The sequence below is a fragment of the Burkholderia pyrrocinia genome (genome assembly GCF_022809715.1).
Classification (GTDB): Bacteria; Pseudomonadota; Gammaproteobacteria; order Burkholderiales; family Burkholderiaceae; genus Burkholderia; species Burkholderia pyrrocinia_C.
In genome coordinates, this window is the sequence record NZ_CP094460.1 from 2,637,634 (window position 1) to 2,652,034 (window position 14,401).

At 63.1% G+C, this 14,401-nt stretch carries 16 protein-coding genes; 7 read left to right on the plus strand and 9 right to left on the minus strand.

Features of this window, described 5'->3' with window-relative positions; genetic code table 11:
• The first annotated feature begins 92 nt into the window (after positions 1-92).
• The 4 genes from MRS60_RS28690 (at position 93) to MRS60_RS28705 (ending at position 1,937) form a co-directional block, all read left to right on the plus strand.
• Positions 93-473 carry a VOC family protein gene (locus MRS60_RS28690; protein WP_105389774.1) on the plus strand — a complete coding sequence of 127 codons (381 nt, stop codon included), beginning with the start codon at positions 93-95 and terminating at the stop codon, positions 471-473.
• A gap of 126 nt (positions 474-599) precedes the next feature.
• Positions 600-827 carry a hypothetical protein gene (locus tag MRS60_RS28695; RefSeq protein WP_243566068.1) on the plus strand — a complete coding sequence of 76 codons (228 nt, stop codon included), beginning with the start codon at positions 600-602 and terminating at the stop codon, positions 825-827.
• 84 nt (positions 828-911) lie between these two features.
• Complete coding sequence (locus tag MRS60_RS28700; RefSeq protein ID WP_034181987.1) at positions 912-1,355, plus strand: hypothetical protein; 444 nt, start codon at positions 912-914, stop codon at positions 1,353-1,355.
• 87 nt (positions 1,356-1,442) lie between these two features.
• Positions 1,443-1,937, plus strand: coding sequence for a GNAT family N-acetyltransferase (locus MRS60_RS28705; RefSeq protein ID WP_034181988.1), 495 nt, complete (start codon positions 1,443-1,445; stop codon positions 1,935-1,937).
• Between the two features lie 178 nt (positions 1,938-2,115).
• Here the strand turns inward: MRS60_RS28705 and MRS60_RS28710 are convergent, their stop codons facing one another.
• Positions 2,116-3,087 (minus strand): LysR substrate-binding domain-containing protein, encoded by a 972-nt coding sequence (locus MRS60_RS28710; protein ID WP_243566069.1) that lies wholly within the window; start codon positions 3,085-3,087, stop codon positions 2,116-2,118.
• Positions 3,088-3,223: 136 nt separating this feature from the next.
• On the opposite strand from MRS60_RS28710, the gene MRS60_RS28715 reads away from it, so the two are divergent.
• Positions 3,224-5,524, plus strand: a complete 2,301-nt coding sequence (locus MRS60_RS28715) for an NADP-dependent malic enzyme (protein WP_034181990.1) — start codon at positions 3,224-3,226, stop codon at positions 5,522-5,524.
• Positions 5,525-5,706: 182 nt separating this feature from the next.
• Here the strand turns inward: MRS60_RS28715 and MRS60_RS28720 are convergent, their stop codons facing one another.
• From MRS60_RS28720 to MRS60_RS28755, 8 genes are all read right to left on the minus strand, one after another.
• A complete protein-coding gene (locus MRS60_RS28720) occupies positions 5,707-6,027 on the minus strand; it encodes a high-potential iron-sulfur protein (protein WP_243566839.1) in 321 nt (106 codons plus the stop codon).
• A 56-nt stretch (positions 6,028-6,083) separates the two neighbouring features.
• Positions 6,084-6,425 (minus strand): cytochrome C oxidase subunit IV family protein, encoded by a 342-nt coding sequence (locus MRS60_RS28725; RefSeq protein ID WP_034181991.1) that lies wholly within the window; start codon positions 6,423-6,425, stop codon positions 6,084-6,086.
• An 8-nt stretch (positions 6,426-6,433) separates the two neighbouring features.
• The gene (locus MRS60_RS28730) at positions 6,434-7,141 is read right to left on the minus strand and encodes a heme-copper oxidase subunit III family protein (protein WP_034181992.1); all 708 of its coding nucleotides are present in this window, start codon (positions 7,139-7,141) and stop codon (positions 6,434-6,436) included.
• Positions 7,138-7,749 carry a cytochrome c oxidase subunit 3 gene (locus tag MRS60_RS28735; RefSeq protein ID WP_105389770.1) on the minus strand — a complete coding sequence of 204 codons (612 nt, stop codon included), beginning with the start codon at positions 7,747-7,749 and terminating at the stop codon, positions 7,138-7,140. The genes MRS60_RS28730 and MRS60_RS28735 overlap by 4 nt, the downstream gene beginning before the upstream one ends.
• Positions 7,746-9,503 (minus strand): cytochrome c oxidase subunit I, encoded by a 1,758-nt coding sequence (gene ctaD, locus MRS60_RS28740; RefSeq protein WP_243566070.1) that lies wholly within the window; start codon positions 9,501-9,503, stop codon positions 7,746-7,748. The genes MRS60_RS28735 and ctaD overlap by 4 nt, the downstream gene beginning before the upstream one ends.
• A gap of 22 nt (positions 9,504-9,525) precedes the next feature.
• A complete protein-coding gene (locus tag MRS60_RS28745; RefSeq protein ID WP_243566071.1) occupies positions 9,526-10,674 on the minus strand; it encodes a cytochrome c oxidase subunit II in 1,149 nt (382 codons plus the stop codon).
• Positions 10,675-11,006: 332 nt separating this feature from the next.
• Positions 11,007-11,519, minus strand: a complete 513-nt coding sequence (locus MRS60_RS28750) for a hypothetical protein (RefSeq protein WP_034181996.1) — start codon at positions 11,517-11,519, stop codon at positions 11,007-11,009.
• Positions 11,520-12,036: 517 nt separating this feature from the next.
• Positions 12,037-12,546: a hypothetical protein gene (locus MRS60_RS28755; RefSeq protein ID WP_034181997.1), complete on the minus strand. Its 510-nt coding sequence runs from the start codon at positions 12,544-12,546 to the stop codon at positions 12,037-12,039.
• A gap of 374 nt (positions 12,547-12,920) precedes the next feature.
• Here MRS60_RS28755 and MRS60_RS28760 point away from each other — a divergent pair, with 374 nt between their 5' ends.
• Entirely contained in the window at positions 12,921-13,121 is a 201-nt protein-coding gene (locus MRS60_RS28760; RefSeq protein WP_243566072.1) for a hypothetical protein, read from the plus strand.
• Between the two features lie 324 nt (positions 13,122-13,445).
• On the plus strand, positions 13,446-14,393 hold the full coding sequence (locus tag MRS60_RS28765; RefSeq protein WP_051983756.1) for a hypothetical protein: 948 nt from the start codon (positions 13,446-13,448) through the stop codon (positions 14,391-14,393).
• Positions 14,394-14,401: the final 8 nt, after the last annotated feature.

A 14,401-nucleotide genomic window follows, 5' to 3' on the forward strand; every position in this document is an offset into this window, starting at 1 on the left:
GGGCAGCCGTCGACGGCTGCATGTGGCAACATCGCGGTGATCCGTACATCACACCGGGGTGCGGGCGGGCCCAACTATCCGAGAGGGAACTCATGTTTGACCACGTCAAATTCGGAGTCAGCGATTTCGCAGCGAGCAAGGCGTTCTTCCTCAAGGCACTCGAGCCGCTTGGCGTAGTAGTCGCGGCGGAGGGGGAGCCTTCGTACGGCGTCGAGCTTTGTCCGCCGGGGCCGTGGCAGCCTTCGTTGTGCCTGTTCCAGACTTCGGAGAAGCCCGCGCATCTTCACATCGCATTCAAGGCCGAGAATCGGCGGCAAGTCGACGAGTTTTATCGTGCGGCGCTGGAGGCGGGCGGGAAAGATAATGGCGCGCCGGGGTTGAGGCCGCGTTATAGCGCGAATTACTACGCGGCGTTCGTCATCGGGCCGGATGGGCACAATATCGAGGTGGTTTGTCAGAAGGCGGAGGGGTGATTCTCAGGCGCGCGAGGCAGGCCGCGGGATCGAGTCGCACGTCACGTGTCGAGGGGCGGCGGCCGACGGATGTCTTCGAAACCGTCAGTGGGCGTGTGCGCCACGCAAGCGACGGAGCGTTCCGGGATGAGTGACGTCGCCATCGATATACCTTTTCCGGTCATCGTGATTCTGTTTGGCGCCATCTACTGGCCCGCGACGCTGTGTGTCGGTGTTGTCGGTTTGTATTTCGGTGCGACTCGTCTGCGCGGTATCTGGCGCGTTGTCTGCAACGTCATTGCACTTTTGTTCATCGTTGATGCCGGCGCGGGGATTTATGAGTCGCTCCGGCAGGGTTTAAGTACTCGACATTGATCTCGTCGCTGCGCGATACCTGCAAGCGGCGGGGAAGAGACAAACAAATTCCGGGGCGGGGGCCACTGGCTACCCGATAAGACGATGTTAATAAGCAAGTTGAAGGCTATGCCGGCGTTTCGCGCCGACGCACCTCCGCAGATCCGTCACGCCATCGCGCTCTTCACCGTTGTCTGGCTCATTGAGGTTGGTTATGCCGTCATGCTCCTGATTATCGGTTTCAGTCAGATTGACGAAGTACCCGCGGCGAAGTTGACCGACATGCGTCAAGGGCTCGTCGCGGTCGTGATGATTCAGGCTTTCTGGCTTTTCCTGAACGCCAGCCTGATCGTGGGCCTCTGCCAGCGACAAAAGCTGGCGCGAATGCTGGAATTGCTGCTCACGCTTGTCACGACAGTTGCCTTTCTCGCGATGGCGTTGCCATTCAATGTGAACCTGTTCGAAGTGGCCTTTTTCGCCAATGCGATTGCAACCGTACTCATTTACTCGGGGCCGTGTTCGCGTTGGTTTCAGGGGACGGCTTCGTAAGATCGCCGCGCCGTTGCCATCGCGAATGCAGACGTGCGCGATAGCGGCGTTTGAGCACGAAATGAAGATTCAACGGAGAGACAAGCGATGACCTCGAAAGGCGTCCGCAGAGCGACGGCAGACGATGTGCCGGCTCTTACACAGATCCGGAACGACGCGCACGCGAAGAAGGTTGCGCACGGTGACTACGCGTGGGGCAAGGACGGTGACGGTTTTTCCGAGCGATGGGTGCGAAACAACGTCTCCGAAAAAGAAGTGTATGTCGTCGAACTGGATGGCACGCCGGCCGGAACGTTTTCGTTCGGTCTGGACGATGACAAACACTGGGGGCCTCAAGAGCCGATCGCCGGTTATGTGCATGGGCTGTGTGTGCGGCAAGGCTTTAACGGGCTCGGGCTCGGCAGCTTCATGCTTGATTGGTGCGCTCTCAAGGTGAGCGGTTTGAACCGACGCCTTGTTCGACTCGACTGCGCCACCGAAAACACGAAGCTATGTGCGTACTACGAGTCGCTCGGTTTTATCCGCGCAGGACTGAAATCAGACGGCTGTGTCTGGTCACTGTACGAGAAACCGGCTGACTAGCTTCGATCGGAACGCCGACAGGCGTTTCGTACATGCCTGGCCAGATTGCCGCACGTAGTTGGCCGCAACCATCCGTTCGACGGCGGCGGCCGCATCGTCGACAATCTGCGGAACTTAATGAATCAGGGAGGGAGAGGGCATGCGCTGGACCTGCAAGACGCTCGGCGTGATCTTGACCTCATCTCCGCGCTTCCCCATACGTCTCCTTACACACCTCCCGTAGCGCCTCGACGAGCAAATCCCGCGCCGGCGAGCGCGCGTCGGCGGAGCGGGTAAACAGCGCAATCGGCGGAAGCGTCCACACCAGCGAGTAAGGCACGATCGCCACGCCGGCAATCCGCACCAGTTCCTCCGCGATATCGGCCGGCACGATCGACACGGCCTCGTCGCTCGACGCGATCATTTCGCCGATCAGCTTGGACGAGTAGCTTTCGACGATCGGAACAGGCGGCGGGATGCCGGCCGACAGAAACAGGTCTGTCACCTGCTCCCGCATCGGCGTATGCGGCGCGCCGAGAATCCAGTCGAGCGCGTGCAGCTTGTTCCAGTCCAGCGTCGTGCGGGCCAGTTTCGCGGCAAGACGGCGGCTCGCGATCATGCGCGGCTGCTGCTGGTACAGCACCTCGAAGGAAACCCGGCCCAGATCGACCGCCGCCGACGCCCGCCCGATCACGATGTCGACGCTGTGGTCCTTGAGCTGCAGCAGCAGCTGATCGCTGGTGCCTTCGTGAATCGTCACGGTCAGGCGCCGTTCCATGCGCGCTTGCAGCTGCTTCAGCGCCGCCGACAGCATCTGGCCGGAGATGAACGGAATCACGCCGATGTGCAGGTGGGCCGCATGCCCGGCGGCGACGGCCTCCATCTCGCGGGCGAGGTGGTCGAGATCCTTGATCATCGCCTTCGCCCGTTCGAGCACGACCGCGCCGAGCGCGGTCGGCCGCATGCCGCGCGACGAGCGCTCGAACAGCGGCGTGCCGAACATGCTCTCCAGCTCGGACAGCGCGTTCGTCACGGCGGGCTGGCTGCTGGCCATGTGCTCCGCGACGCGCGTCAGCGACCCGTGCTGCTGGATCTGCAACAACAGCACCAGATGCCGAATCTTCAGACGAGCGCCCAGCCGCCTGACCACGTCGTTTGCGTCAAAAGTCATTGACTGGTCATGCATTCATCATGAAAAAGTGATGGACCGATATTAAAACAGAATCATCTCCTTATGGCAGATCCCTAGAATCACCTCCATGGATCGCGCCGGGACTGGCCTGGCGCCCGTGCCCGGACCGAAAAACATGAAACAGACAGAGACACAGCAGCAGGCAGCGTTCGACTATCACGAGTTTCCGACCCCGGGGAAGATCTCGGTCGTCGCCAGCAAGCCGCTCGTGACCCAGCGCGATCTCGCGCTGGCCTATACGCCGGGCGTGGCAGGCGTGTGCGAGTCGATCGCGGCCGATCCGCTGCAGGCGCACCGCTTCACGAGCCGCGGCAACCTGGTGGGCGTGATCACCAACGGCACCGCGGTGCTCGGTCTGGGCAACATCGGCCCGCTCGCATCGAAGCCGGTCATGGAAGGCAAGGCCGTCCTGTTCAAGAAGTTCGCCGGGATCGACGTCTTCGACATCGAGATCAACGAGACCGATCCGGACAAGCTGGTCGACATCATCGCCGGCCTCGAACCCACGTTCGGCGGCATCAATCTCGAGGACATCAAGGCGCCGGAGTGCTTCACGGTCGAGCAGAAGCTGCGCGAACGCATGAAGATTCCCGTCTTCCACGACGATCAGCACGGCACCGCCATCACCGTATCGGCCGCGTTCATCAACGGGCTGAAGGTCGTCGGGAAGTCGATTTCGGAGGTGAAGGTCGTGACGTCGGGGGCCGGTGCGGCCGCGCTGGCCTGCCTGGACCTGCTGGTCGACCTCGGGTTGCCGGTCGAAAACATCTGGGTGACCGACATCGAAGGCGTCGTCTATCGCGGCCGTACCACGCTGATGGACCCGGCAAAGTCGCGCTTCGCGCAGGAAACCGATGCGCGCAAGCTGTCCGAAGTCATCGGCGGCGCGGACGTGTTCCTCGGCCTGTCGGTCGGCGGCATTCTGAGCGCGGAGATGCTGAAGCAGATGGCGGCGCGTCCGCTGATTCTCGCGCTGGCCAACCCGACGCCGGAAATCTTCCCGGAACTGGCGCATGCGACGCGCGACGATGTCGTCATCGCGACGGGCCGCTCGGACTACCCGAACCAGGTCAACAACGTCCTCTGTTTCCCGTACATTTTCCGCGGCGCACTGGACGTGGGCGCGACGACGATCACCCGCGAAATGGAGATCGCCGCTGTTCACGCGATCGCGGGTCTTGCCGAGGAGGAGCAGAACGAAGTCGTGGCGGCGGCCTATGGTGCGTACGACGTGGCGTTCGGCCCGCAATACCTGATTCCGAAGCCGTTCGATCCGCGCCTGATCGTGCGTATCGCGCCGGCCGTGGCCAGGGCGGCGATGGAAGGCGGCGTGGCGACGCGCCCGCTGACGGATCTCGACGCGTATGTCGAGCAGTTGCAGCAATTCGTCTACCACTCCGGCGCGTTCATGAAGCCGCTGTTCGCGACGGCGCGTCAGCTTGTGCGTGACGGCGGCAAGGCACGGATCGTCTTCACCGAAGGCGAGGACGAGCGCGTGCTTCGCGCCGTGCAGGTGATCGTCGACGAGAAGCTTGCGCGTCCGATCCTGGTGGGGCGTCCGGAGGTGCTGCTGGCTCGGATCGAGCGGTTTGGCCTGCGTATTCGGCTCGGTCAGGATGTCGAAGTGACCAATCCGGAATATGACGAGCGGTTCCCGCAATACTGGACGACGTATTGGGAACTGCGCTGCCGGGACGGCATTTCGAAGGAGATGGCGCGCGTCGAAATGCGGCGTCGCCTGACCTTGATCGGCGCGATGATGGTGCGGCTCGGCGATGCGGACGGGATGATCTGCGGGACGGTTGGCGAGTATCACAATCACCTGCGGTTCGTCGACGAAGTGATCGGCAAGAAGCCCGGTGCGTCCACCTATGCGGCGATGAACATTCTGTTGCTCGACCAGCGGACGGTGGCGCTGGTGGATACGCACGTGAACGATAACCCCGATGCCGAGCAGATCGCGGAATTCACGATTGCCGCGGCCCGGCAGATGGAGTGGCTGAACCTGACGCCGAAGGCCGCGTTGCTGTCGCGCTCGAACTTCGGGTCAGGCAGCGCGGCTTCGGGTGTGAAGATGCGCCGGGCGCTGGAGATCGTCCGGGAGCAGGCGCCTGATATCGAGGCGGATGGCGAGATGCACGGCGACTGTGCGCTCGATGAAGGGCTGCGGTCGCGGCTGCTGCCGATGTCGCCGCTCAAGGGCGCGGCCAATCTGCTCGTTTGTCCGAACGTCGATGCGGGGAACATTGCGTACAACCTGCTCAAGACCGAGGCGGGCAGCAATGTGGCGGTGGGGCCGTTCCTGCTCGGAGTCAACGCGCCGGTGAACATCCTCACTTCGAGCTCGACGGTGCGGCGGATCGTGAATATGGCGGCGTTGACGGTGATCGAGGCCAATCGGAGTGCTTCTGCCTGATCGATCGGCGCTCGTGGGGGAGGGCTGCGGCCATCCCCCGCGTTTGTCGGTGCCCGGCCGGTTGCTGCCGCTCGAGACGCATCGGCGAGCGGCCGCTCCAACGCGCACCTGAGACGCAATTCCACTTTGGCACGCCGATGCCGTTTCAGGCCGCCGGCAGCGCGGCCGCCACGCCGCCGCTGCTACGCCTTTTTCGCATAGGCGCTGCACCAGCCTTTGGCATTGACCTGCTTGCCGCTGAAAATGGTGCACGGCGCCATCGCGGCGCCGGTCTTGCCCTGGAAGAACTGGCAGCTCGCACAAGCCTGGCCCGCCTGGAATTGAGGGAACTTCGCATGGTCGACCCGGCTTGCATCGGTCTTGTAACCGAGAGCCAGGGCATTTGCATCGGATTCCTGAACGGCGCCGGCACCGGCATCTGCCGCCGCCGCGCGGCGTCCGAATGTCAGCGCGGATGCCAGAACGGTGGTGGTTGCAATAAAACGTCGGCGTGAAAATTTCATGGCGTCCTCCTTCATGTGCGAAGCGCTCGTCGCGTGACGAACGGGCGGCGAAGGGATCAGTGGAAGAAGAGCTCCCGCATGCCGAACGTGTGATGCGCTTCGGCCGCCATCAGCACCATCAGCACCAGCAGGCACAGGGGCGGTATCAGGATGGCGTACACCAGCGCCAGCCGCTCCCACATCATGTGCATGAAAATCGATACGATCAGCCCGGCCTTGGCGATCATGAGCACGACGATCAGCACCCAGCGCAGCAGGCCCTGCACGTGGAAGTAATCCACCATGTACGACAACGTGCTCAGCACGAACAGCAGGCCCCAGATCTTCAGGTAAAGGCCGATCGGATGCTGCTGGCCGTGCGCGGCGTCGGGTCGATCGGCGGGATCGGTGTGGTCCATGGCGTGCCTCACCACAAATAGAACAGCGCGAAGATGAACACCCACACCAGGTCGACGAAGTGCCAGTACAAGCCGGCAATCTCGACGATCTGGAAGTTGCCGTGCTCGGTAAACCCCGGCTGCAGGATCTTGCGCGCGATCAGCAGCAGGTAGATCACGCCGCAGGTCACGTGAAACCCGTGGAACCCGGTGATCATGAAGAAGCACGCGCCAAACTGCGCCGCGCCCAGCGGGTTGCCCCACGGGCGGATCCCTTCATGGACGATCAGCTTGGTCCATTCGAAGGCCTGCATCGACACGAAGGTCGCGCCCAGCAGCGCGGTGGCCAGCAACAGGGCGGCGGCGCGCCTGGCGTTGCGCCGGTAGCCGAAGTTGACGGCCATCGCCATGGTGCCGCTGCTGGTGATCAGCGTGAACGTCATGATGGCGATCAGCAGCAACGGCACGTCCACGCCGCCCACCGTGAGCCCGAATACCTTGGAGGGATCGGGCCACGGCACCGTGGTCGACATGCGCACCGACATGTAGCCGATCAGGAAGCTGCTGAAGACGAAGGTGTCCGACAGCAGGAAGATCCACATCATCGCCTTGCCCCACGGCACCTTGAAGGCTTCGCGGTCGGCCGACCAGTCCGTGACGATGCCGCGCCAGCCGTCGGGCCCGGCGTCGGTGGGCGGGGTGTCGGCGGATTCGGTGGGAAGCGTGGGTGCGGTCATGGCGCGGCTCCATACAGCGGCCCGCAGATGGCCGCGACGAACGCAGGGGTGAGCCACCACATCGCCGCCAGCAGCACGAGCCAGACAGCCAGCAGGAAATGCCAGTAGATCGCGCACAGCGCGATGGCGCGCTGGGCCCGGAACGGGTCCGCGCGCCGGAGACGCGCGATCGTCACGGCCCAGGCCGCCAGCCCGCCCAGCACATGCAATCCGTGCAGGCCGGTGAGCAGGTAGAGGAAGCTGTTGGAAGGATTGACGGTGACGGTCTGCCCGGCTTCCGACAGCATGCGCCAGGCGATCAGTTGCCCGATCACGAACACGGCCGCCAGCACGCCGCCGGACGCGAGCCACGCGACGCGGTGCAAGGTCAGCTGCCGGGCACGCTGCATGGCGACGCTTGCCAGCACCAGCGCACCGGTGTTCCACCACAGCAGCGCCGGATGCGGGATCGGCTGCCAGTCGGGCTCGCGCATGCGCATGCCATAAGCGAGCAGCAGCAGCGAAAACAAGGTCGTCGCCACCGCCATGAAGACCATCAGGCCGATGCGGCTCGCATTCGGCAGGACCGGTGGCGCGTCGGGAACGTAAGGGCGGGGCAGTGTGGTCATTCGCGTGCCTCTCCGGGTTGAAGCGTCGGATGGGCCGCCGGCTCGGGCGCCGTCGCAGGCGGCTGGTTTTGCGGGACGAAGTCTTCCTTGTGCCCCGGCGGGCTGTATTCGTAAGCCCAGCGGTAGACGACGGGCAGCGCGGCGCCCCAGTTGCCGTGCACGGGCGGCGTTTGCGGCGTCTGCCATTCGAGCGTGGTGGCCCGCCACGGATTGCCGTCGGCGCGCTTGCCGCGCACGAGGCTCCACGCCAGGTTGTACAGGAACAGCAGCTGCGCCGCCGCAACGATCAGCGCCACGACGGTGATGAACGTGTTGAGCGTCTGCGCCGAATGGGGAATGAAGCTGTAGCCCTCGTACGCGTAATACCGCCGCGGCATGCCCAGGACGCCGAGATAGTGCATCGGGAAGTAGATCGCATAGGTGCCGACGAAGGTGATCCAGAAGTGCGCGCGCCCGAGCGTATCGTTCAGCATGCGGCCCGTCACCTTCGGATACCAGTGGTAGATGCCGCCGAACACCACCAGGATCGGCGACACGGCCATCACCATATGGAAGTGCGCGACCACGAAATACGTGTTCGACAGCGGAATGTCCACGCTCACGTTGCCGAGATAGAGCCCGGTCAGCCCACCCAGCACGAAGGTGCTGATGAAGCCGATGGCAAACAGCATCGGCACGGTCAGGTGGATATCGCCGCGCCACAGCGTCAGCACCCAGTTGTAGACCTTGAGCGCGGTCGGGATGGCGATGACGAGCGTGGTCGTGGCAAAGAAGAAGCCGAAGTACGGATTCATGCCGGCGACGAACATGTGGTGAGCCCAGACCACGAAGCTCAGCGCGCCGATGACGACGATGGCCCACACCATCATCCGGTAGCCGAAGATGCTCTTGCGCGCGTGCGTGCTGATGAGGTCCGACGCGATGCCGAAGGCCGGCAGCGCGACGATGTAGACCTCCGGATGCCCGAAGAACCAGAACAGGTGCTGGAACAGCAGCGGGCTGCCGCCGGCATGCTTGAGCGTCTGCCCCATCGACACCACGGCCGGTATGAAGAAGCTGGTGCCGAGTATCCTGTCGAGCAGCATCATCACCGCCGACACGAACAGCGCCGGAAACGCCAGCAGCGCCATGATGGTCGCGATGAAGATGCCCCACACCGTGAGCGGCATGCGCATGAGCGTCATGCCGCGGGTGCGCGCCTGCAGCGTGGTGGTGACGTAATTCAGGCCGCCCATCGTTGCCGCGACGATGAAGATCGCCAGCGACACGAGCATCAGCACGATGCCCCATTCCACGCCCGGCGTGCCCGGCAGGATGGCCTGCGGCGGATACAGCGTCCAGCCCGCGCCGGTCGGCCCGCCCGGCACGAAGAAGCTCGCCGTCAGCACCAGCACGGCCAGCAGGTAGACCCAGTAGCTCAGCATGTTGAGAAACGGGAACACCATGTCGCGCGCGCCCAGCATCAACGGGATCAGGTAGTTGCCGAAGCCGCCCAGAAACAGCGCCGTCAGCAGGTAGATCACCATGATCATCCCGTGCATGGTGACGAACTGGTAGTAATGGTTGGCGTCGATGAAGCTGAACTTGCCGGGAAAGCCGAGCTGCAGCCGCATCAGGTCCGACAACACCATGCCGACCAGGCCGATGGCGATGGCGGTCAGCGCATACTGCACGGCGATGACCTTGTGGTCCTGGCTCCAGACATAGCGGGTCCAGAAGCTTTGCGGGACGTGGTCGGTGTGCGCGTAGGGCATTGCGTGCTCCGCTGGGGATTCGCTAGGGATTCGTTGCGCTGCTGGCGGCCGGACCGCCTAGCGACTCGATGTAGGCCACCAGCGCGGTCAGTTCCTGCTCGCTCAGGTCGAAGGTCGGCATGACGGGCGAGAAGCCCTTCACGACGCGGGCCTTCGGGTCGCGGATGAAGGCGCGCAGATAGGCTTCGTCCACCTTCGCGGTGCTGCCGTCGGCCATCGTTTCGGTCTTGCCGTACAGGCCTTTCCAGGTGGGGCCCACGCGCGGACTGCCGTCCACGGTATGGCAGGCGACGCAGCCCTTGGCCGCCGCGAGCGTCTTGCCCTGGTCGGCAAGCGCCTGGGCGCTGCCGCCGGTAGCGGCTGCTGCTGCCTGCACCCTGGCCTGCTGCCGCTGCGCGAACGTGGTCTGCTGCGCGAGCCAGCGCGAGAACGACGCTTCGTCTTCCACCACCACCACACCGCGCATGCCGGAGTGCCCGATACCGCAAAGCTGTGCGCACAGGATGTCGTAACGCCCCGCCTTGGTCGGCGTGAACCAGAAGGTGGTCACCATGCCGGGCACCATGTTCATGCGCGCACGGAACGGCGGGACGTAGAAGTCGTGCAGCACGTCGCGCGACCGTGCCAGGACCTGGATCGGCCGGTTGAGCGGCAGGTGTACCTCGGGCGCCTCGATCAGGTAGTTGTCACGGCCGTTGGGGTCGCCGGGGTTCAGGCCGAAGGGGTTGTCGTTGCCGATGTAGCGTACGTCCGTCGTGCCCAGCTTGCCGCCGGGGCCGGCGAAGCGGAAGCGCCATTGCCATTGCTGGCCGAGCACCTCCATCTGCAGCACGTTGCGCGGCGGCCGGATGTAGTCCGCGTAGACGAAGAGCCCCGGTGCCAGCAACGCCGCCACGCCGACAGCGGTCAGGCCGATCAGCCACCATTCCAGCCGCCGGTTGTGCGGCTCGTAGGCCGCGCGATGCCCGCTGCGGTGGCGGTAGCGCACCAGTGCGATCACGATGAACAGGTTGATCGCGATGAAGAACGCGCCGGTAATGACGAGCGTGATCGTCAGCATGTCGTCCATGCGCACCCAGTTCGACGCGATCGGCGTGATCCACCAGGGACTGGCAAAGTGAAACCCCACCGCCAATACGATGATCAGGATCAGGGCAATCGCAAGGGCCATGGGCCGCCTCGCTGCGTGTCACTCGCCGGAGCCGCCGACAAGCGCTCCTGGCGTCGTTGTGCCGCCTTGCCGTACTTCGTATGGTTGTTTTCGCCGGCAGTCTGCCAGGTCCGATTCGCCAAGCGTTGCAAGCGGCGCTAAAGAAAAGGTAGTCCTCTCCTTTGCATCGTGCAAGGCAGCGCAACGGGGCGGCGCGCGCCATACGCACATCGCGCGAATGGAGGAGCCGCTCGCTGCGATGCAATGCAAAACGGCCGCCTTCCGCATCGGTTGTCGAGGCGGCCGTCCCGCGAGGGCGCCGGGTCTTTAAGCACGGCAGAAAAAACGGCGTGTCAGTGCATCGCGTCCTGCTTGCGCCGTTCGAGCATGCCGTAGACGACGGCGGTGACCACACCGAACAGCAGGTTTGCCAACAAGGGTCCGGAGCCCCGCTCGGAGATGAACCATGGGAACACGGCTGTCATCACATAGAAGTTCCACACATACGCGACGATCCCGAAAGCCAGCCCGATGACGGCCTCCATGCCCACGCTCGAATCGAAGCGGAACGGCGCAATGATCGCGGCGAGCATCATCCCCATGATGGCGCCGAGCACGTAGTGCAGTAACAGCGCCGTCCCCACGATGCCGAAGCTGAAGACCGACATCTGTTCGAGCGCACTGCGGCCCATCACCATTGCCGCGATCTTGTGGGTCGGTTGCCACGGGCTTTCGTCGAGCACCATGGTCGACCAGAAGAATTCGAGCACGATCACCAGGGCGCCGCCCGCAAGACCGGCCACGGCAGCAGCGAGCCAGTCGGGCCTGCGCCGTTGCCAATGGTGCGATTGAATGTTCAGTTCCATACGACCTCCTTGCCGACGGTTCAGCTTCAGCACTCAGGTTCAGAAGGCGCCACTCGCGTCAAAAGTACGTCCTTTATTCGATTCAGAATGGCAGATATGGGTGCCAACGCAAGGTACAAAAACCCTGCGCGATGGGTGGCACGACGGCGTTCCGCTCGGAGTTCGGCATCGGTGTGTCGGCAGGCGCGCAGTTGGCGCGCGGCAGCATGCCGCCCGTGGCCGCGGTCATGCGATAACGCGCTCGGCGATACGCATCGATGCGTTCTGGCGAGGGCACCGGCGGGTGTCGGGAAAGGGAACGGAGAGTGTGGCGCCGCGCGATTGCGGGCGTCTGATTTGATGCAGCGCAAATAGGCACTGGATGTCACGGAACAGCCCCTTGTACCGGCGTGCCGGGGGCAGCGGGAGCACCCCGAAAATTCTCCCGCTTGGACGTATGCCGATTTCACACCGGCGTGACGCCAGCACGCTCGATGTGGAGACAGCCTCGAGTGTTGCGTATGCCGGTTTTCGAGTTTCAGGGGAAGATCGGTGTCGTAGGCTCGCCGCCTTCCAGATCCGCCTTCGGAAAATGCTGGGCGACCATCTCCTCGATTTCCTGCTCTCGTAATCCCGGCACGTCGGCCATGATCAGGATCTGGCCTTCCCGGATAGCTTCACGAAATCGCTGGAGTCGCGCGTTCGGCTCGGCGATGCCGATCATCGCGGCCGACCACGCCCCGAAGCCCGCTCCCGCCAACGTCAATGCGACGACGGCGCCGCCCGCGATCACGAGCTCCGCAGGGGGGAACACAAGCGCGACGAGACCGATAAGCGCGCCCGTCGCGCCGCCGAGTGCGACGCCGCGCTCGAGCGCGTGCACGACATCGCTGCTTTGCAGCAAGGATGCTTCGGGTAACTGATCGAGCGTGACGCTGTGATTGGCGAGGACGTGGATATGGCGCCAGATGATGCGCGCGCGCAGCAAGTCGTCGACGATCGCCTTCGCCATCTGCGTATCGGGTACGAGGAAATAAAGGCGTCTCATGTTGGCACTCCTTTTTTTTGCCATCAGCTCATCTTCAACAGAGCATTTTCCATTTTATGTCAGCATCGGCCGCGCAGTACGTGCGAGCGTATGCGCCGCATACCCCAACTCATTATCTGCCGCAGCGAGTGCGTTGCACGGCCAGGCGACCCTGGGTCGCTCCTGCGGTGATCGTTGCTTCCATGCGCGCGATGAATCGCGGGTAGCCGGTCTCCACGTCATCGGAAAAATCACGCCGTTCTCGGGCCTATGCGAGCGCGGCTTCGGCGGTCGATGTGTGCCGACCTTGCCAACGACGAGCGCTGTCTTCGAGGCCCGGCTCGGGAACGGCTCGCGCACGGCAAAGGTCGACTGCGGGTTGTCCCGGGCTTCGCATGAACGCGCACGGATTCGTCTACGCAGTCATCGGCAAGAAGCTTGGTGTTTCCACCTACCCGGCAACGAACATTCTGCTGCTCGATCGGCGGGCGGTGGCGGTGGCGGATACGCATATCAACGATGATCCGAACGCGGAACGGACTGAGGCGTTCGCCGGTGCGTCGGACGGGGACTATGGCGGCGTTGACGGTGATTGAAACCAGCCGCATACGTTTGCGTGATCGAGCGTCGGAAGCAGGGCGGCGACGGGTTCGCGAGGCATCCATAGCCGAATCCCGCTGGTGACGGGTTTCACTATTCGGCCGCCTTGTGAACCAATGTTGTTGGGTATTCGTTTAGGGATGCTGGACATTTCTTCCGGAGGCATCGCGTCGCAACTTCTCCTGCGTGATGCATCGCCCTGCGATGTTCCGGAGCCATTTCTGTCGATATCGTCCGATAATTAGCTTTTATTTTCGTCTAAAATCGCGCTTCTTCTTACTTTAGGACGGAAGGACGTTTTGAAAAGACTGACGAAAAACATCTCGCGCACGGCCGTTGCCGCGTGCATTGCTTATGCTGGGCTCTTGCCTTTATCCCAGTCCGCCCAAGCTCAGGTCGAACCCCTGAAGAATCCGGTCTACGGCGTGACGCTCGATGATCTGACGAAACTCGATGCGATCATCGCGTCGCTGCAGAACCTGCCGTATCGGCCGACGGTGCGCGTCGTGTTCGATCCGGATACGCCGGCCTCGGACTACTACGCACCGCTGCTGCGCCTGCACTCGGTCGCGTATGTGATGGGCGAGATCTACGATTCTTACTATTTCCCGACGACGCTTTCCACGTATCAAGCGAGAACGCAGGAATTGGTGTCGCAACTGAAGAACACCGTCGACGTGTGGGAGATCGCCAACGAAATCAACGGCGAATGGCTGCGCAACAACCCGAGCGGTACGAACTCGGTGGTCAATTCGCAAGAACAGCAGATCGGCCAGATGGTCGCCGCGGCCAACACGATCGTGAAATCGAACGGCGGCAAGACTGCGATCACGCTGTACTACAACGACGACAGCAAGGGTACCAACTGCTGGGAGAAACCCCAGGATTACTGGAAGACCTGGCCGATGAACTTCCTGTCGTCGACGGTTCGCCAGCAGGCCGACTACGCGTTGTTCAGCTACTACCCGTACCAGGATTGCCCGGGGCTGAGCCCGTCGTGGAAGAACGATTTCGCGGCACTGGAAAGCATTTTCCCGAACGCGAAGGTCGGCTTCGGCGAAATCGGTACGTCGGATACCGCCGCGCCGGCGTCGGTGCAGCAGAACCTGATCAAAACCTATTACCCGATGGTCAACACCATGAACGACCCGCGTTTCATCGGCGGTTTCTTCTGGTGGAACTACGTCGAACAAATGCTCCCGTACTCGACGAGTTCGTATTTCCAGCTGCTGCGTCAAACGATCATCACGCTTAAGTCACCCAGCTAACTGCGCCA

Excerpts from the sequence above, each read along its gene's own strand:
- MRS60_RS28690 (WP_105389774.1), top strand. The coding sequence starts at position 93 with ATGTTTGACCACGTCAAATTCGGAGTCAGCGATTTCGCAGCGAGCAAG.
- MRS60_RS28695 (WP_243566068.1), top strand. The coding sequence starts at position 600 with ATGAGTGACGTCGCCATCGATATACCTTTTCCGGTCATCGTGATTCTG.
- MRS60_RS28700 (WP_034181987.1), top strand. The coding sequence starts at position 912 with ATGTTAATAAGCAAGTTGAAGGCTATGCCGGCGTTTCGCGCCGACGCA.
- MRS60_RS28705 (WP_034181988.1), top strand. The coding sequence starts at position 1,443 with ATGACCTCGAAAGGCGTCCGCAGAGCGACGGCAGACGATGTGCCGGCT.
- MRS60_RS28710 (WP_243566069.1), bottom strand. The coding sequence starts at position 3,087 with ATGACTTTTGACGCAAACGACGTGGTCAGGCGGCTGGGCGCTCGTCTG.
- MRS60_RS28715 (WP_034181990.1), top strand. The coding sequence starts at position 3,224 with ATGAAACAGACAGAGACACAGCAGCAGGCAGCGTTCGACTATCACGAG.
- MRS60_RS28720 (WP_243566839.1), bottom strand. The coding sequence starts at position 6,027 with ATGAAATTTTCACGCCGACGTTTTATTGCAACCACCACCGTTCTGGCA.
- MRS60_RS28725 (WP_034181991.1), bottom strand. The coding sequence starts at position 6,425 with ATGGACCACACCGATCCCGCCGATCGACCCGACGCCGCGCACGGCCAG.
- MRS60_RS28730 (WP_034181992.1), bottom strand. The coding sequence starts at position 7,141 with ATGACCGCACCCACGCTTCCCACCGAATCCGCCGACACCCCGCCCACC.
- MRS60_RS28735 (WP_105389770.1), bottom strand. The coding sequence starts at position 7,749 with ATGACCACACTGCCCCGCCCTTACGTTCCCGACGCGCCACCGGTCCTG.
- ctaD (WP_243566070.1), bottom strand. The coding sequence starts at position 9,503 with ATGCCCTACGCGCACACCGACCACGTCCCGCAAAGCTTCTGGACCCGC.
- MRS60_RS28745 (WP_243566071.1), bottom strand. The coding sequence starts at position 10,674 with ATGGCCCTTGCGATTGCCCTGATCCTGATCATCGTATTGGCGGTGGGG.
- MRS60_RS28750 (WP_034181996.1), bottom strand. The coding sequence starts at position 11,519 with ATGGAACTGAACATTCAATCGCACCATTGGCAACGGCGCAGGCCCGAC.
- MRS60_RS28755 (WP_034181997.1), bottom strand. The coding sequence starts at position 12,546 with ATGAGACGCCTTTATTTCCTCGTACCCGATACGCAGATGGCGAAGGCG.
- MRS60_RS28760 (WP_243566072.1), top strand. The coding sequence starts at position 12,921 with ATGAACGCGCACGGATTCGTCTACGCAGTCATCGGCAAGAAGCTTGGT.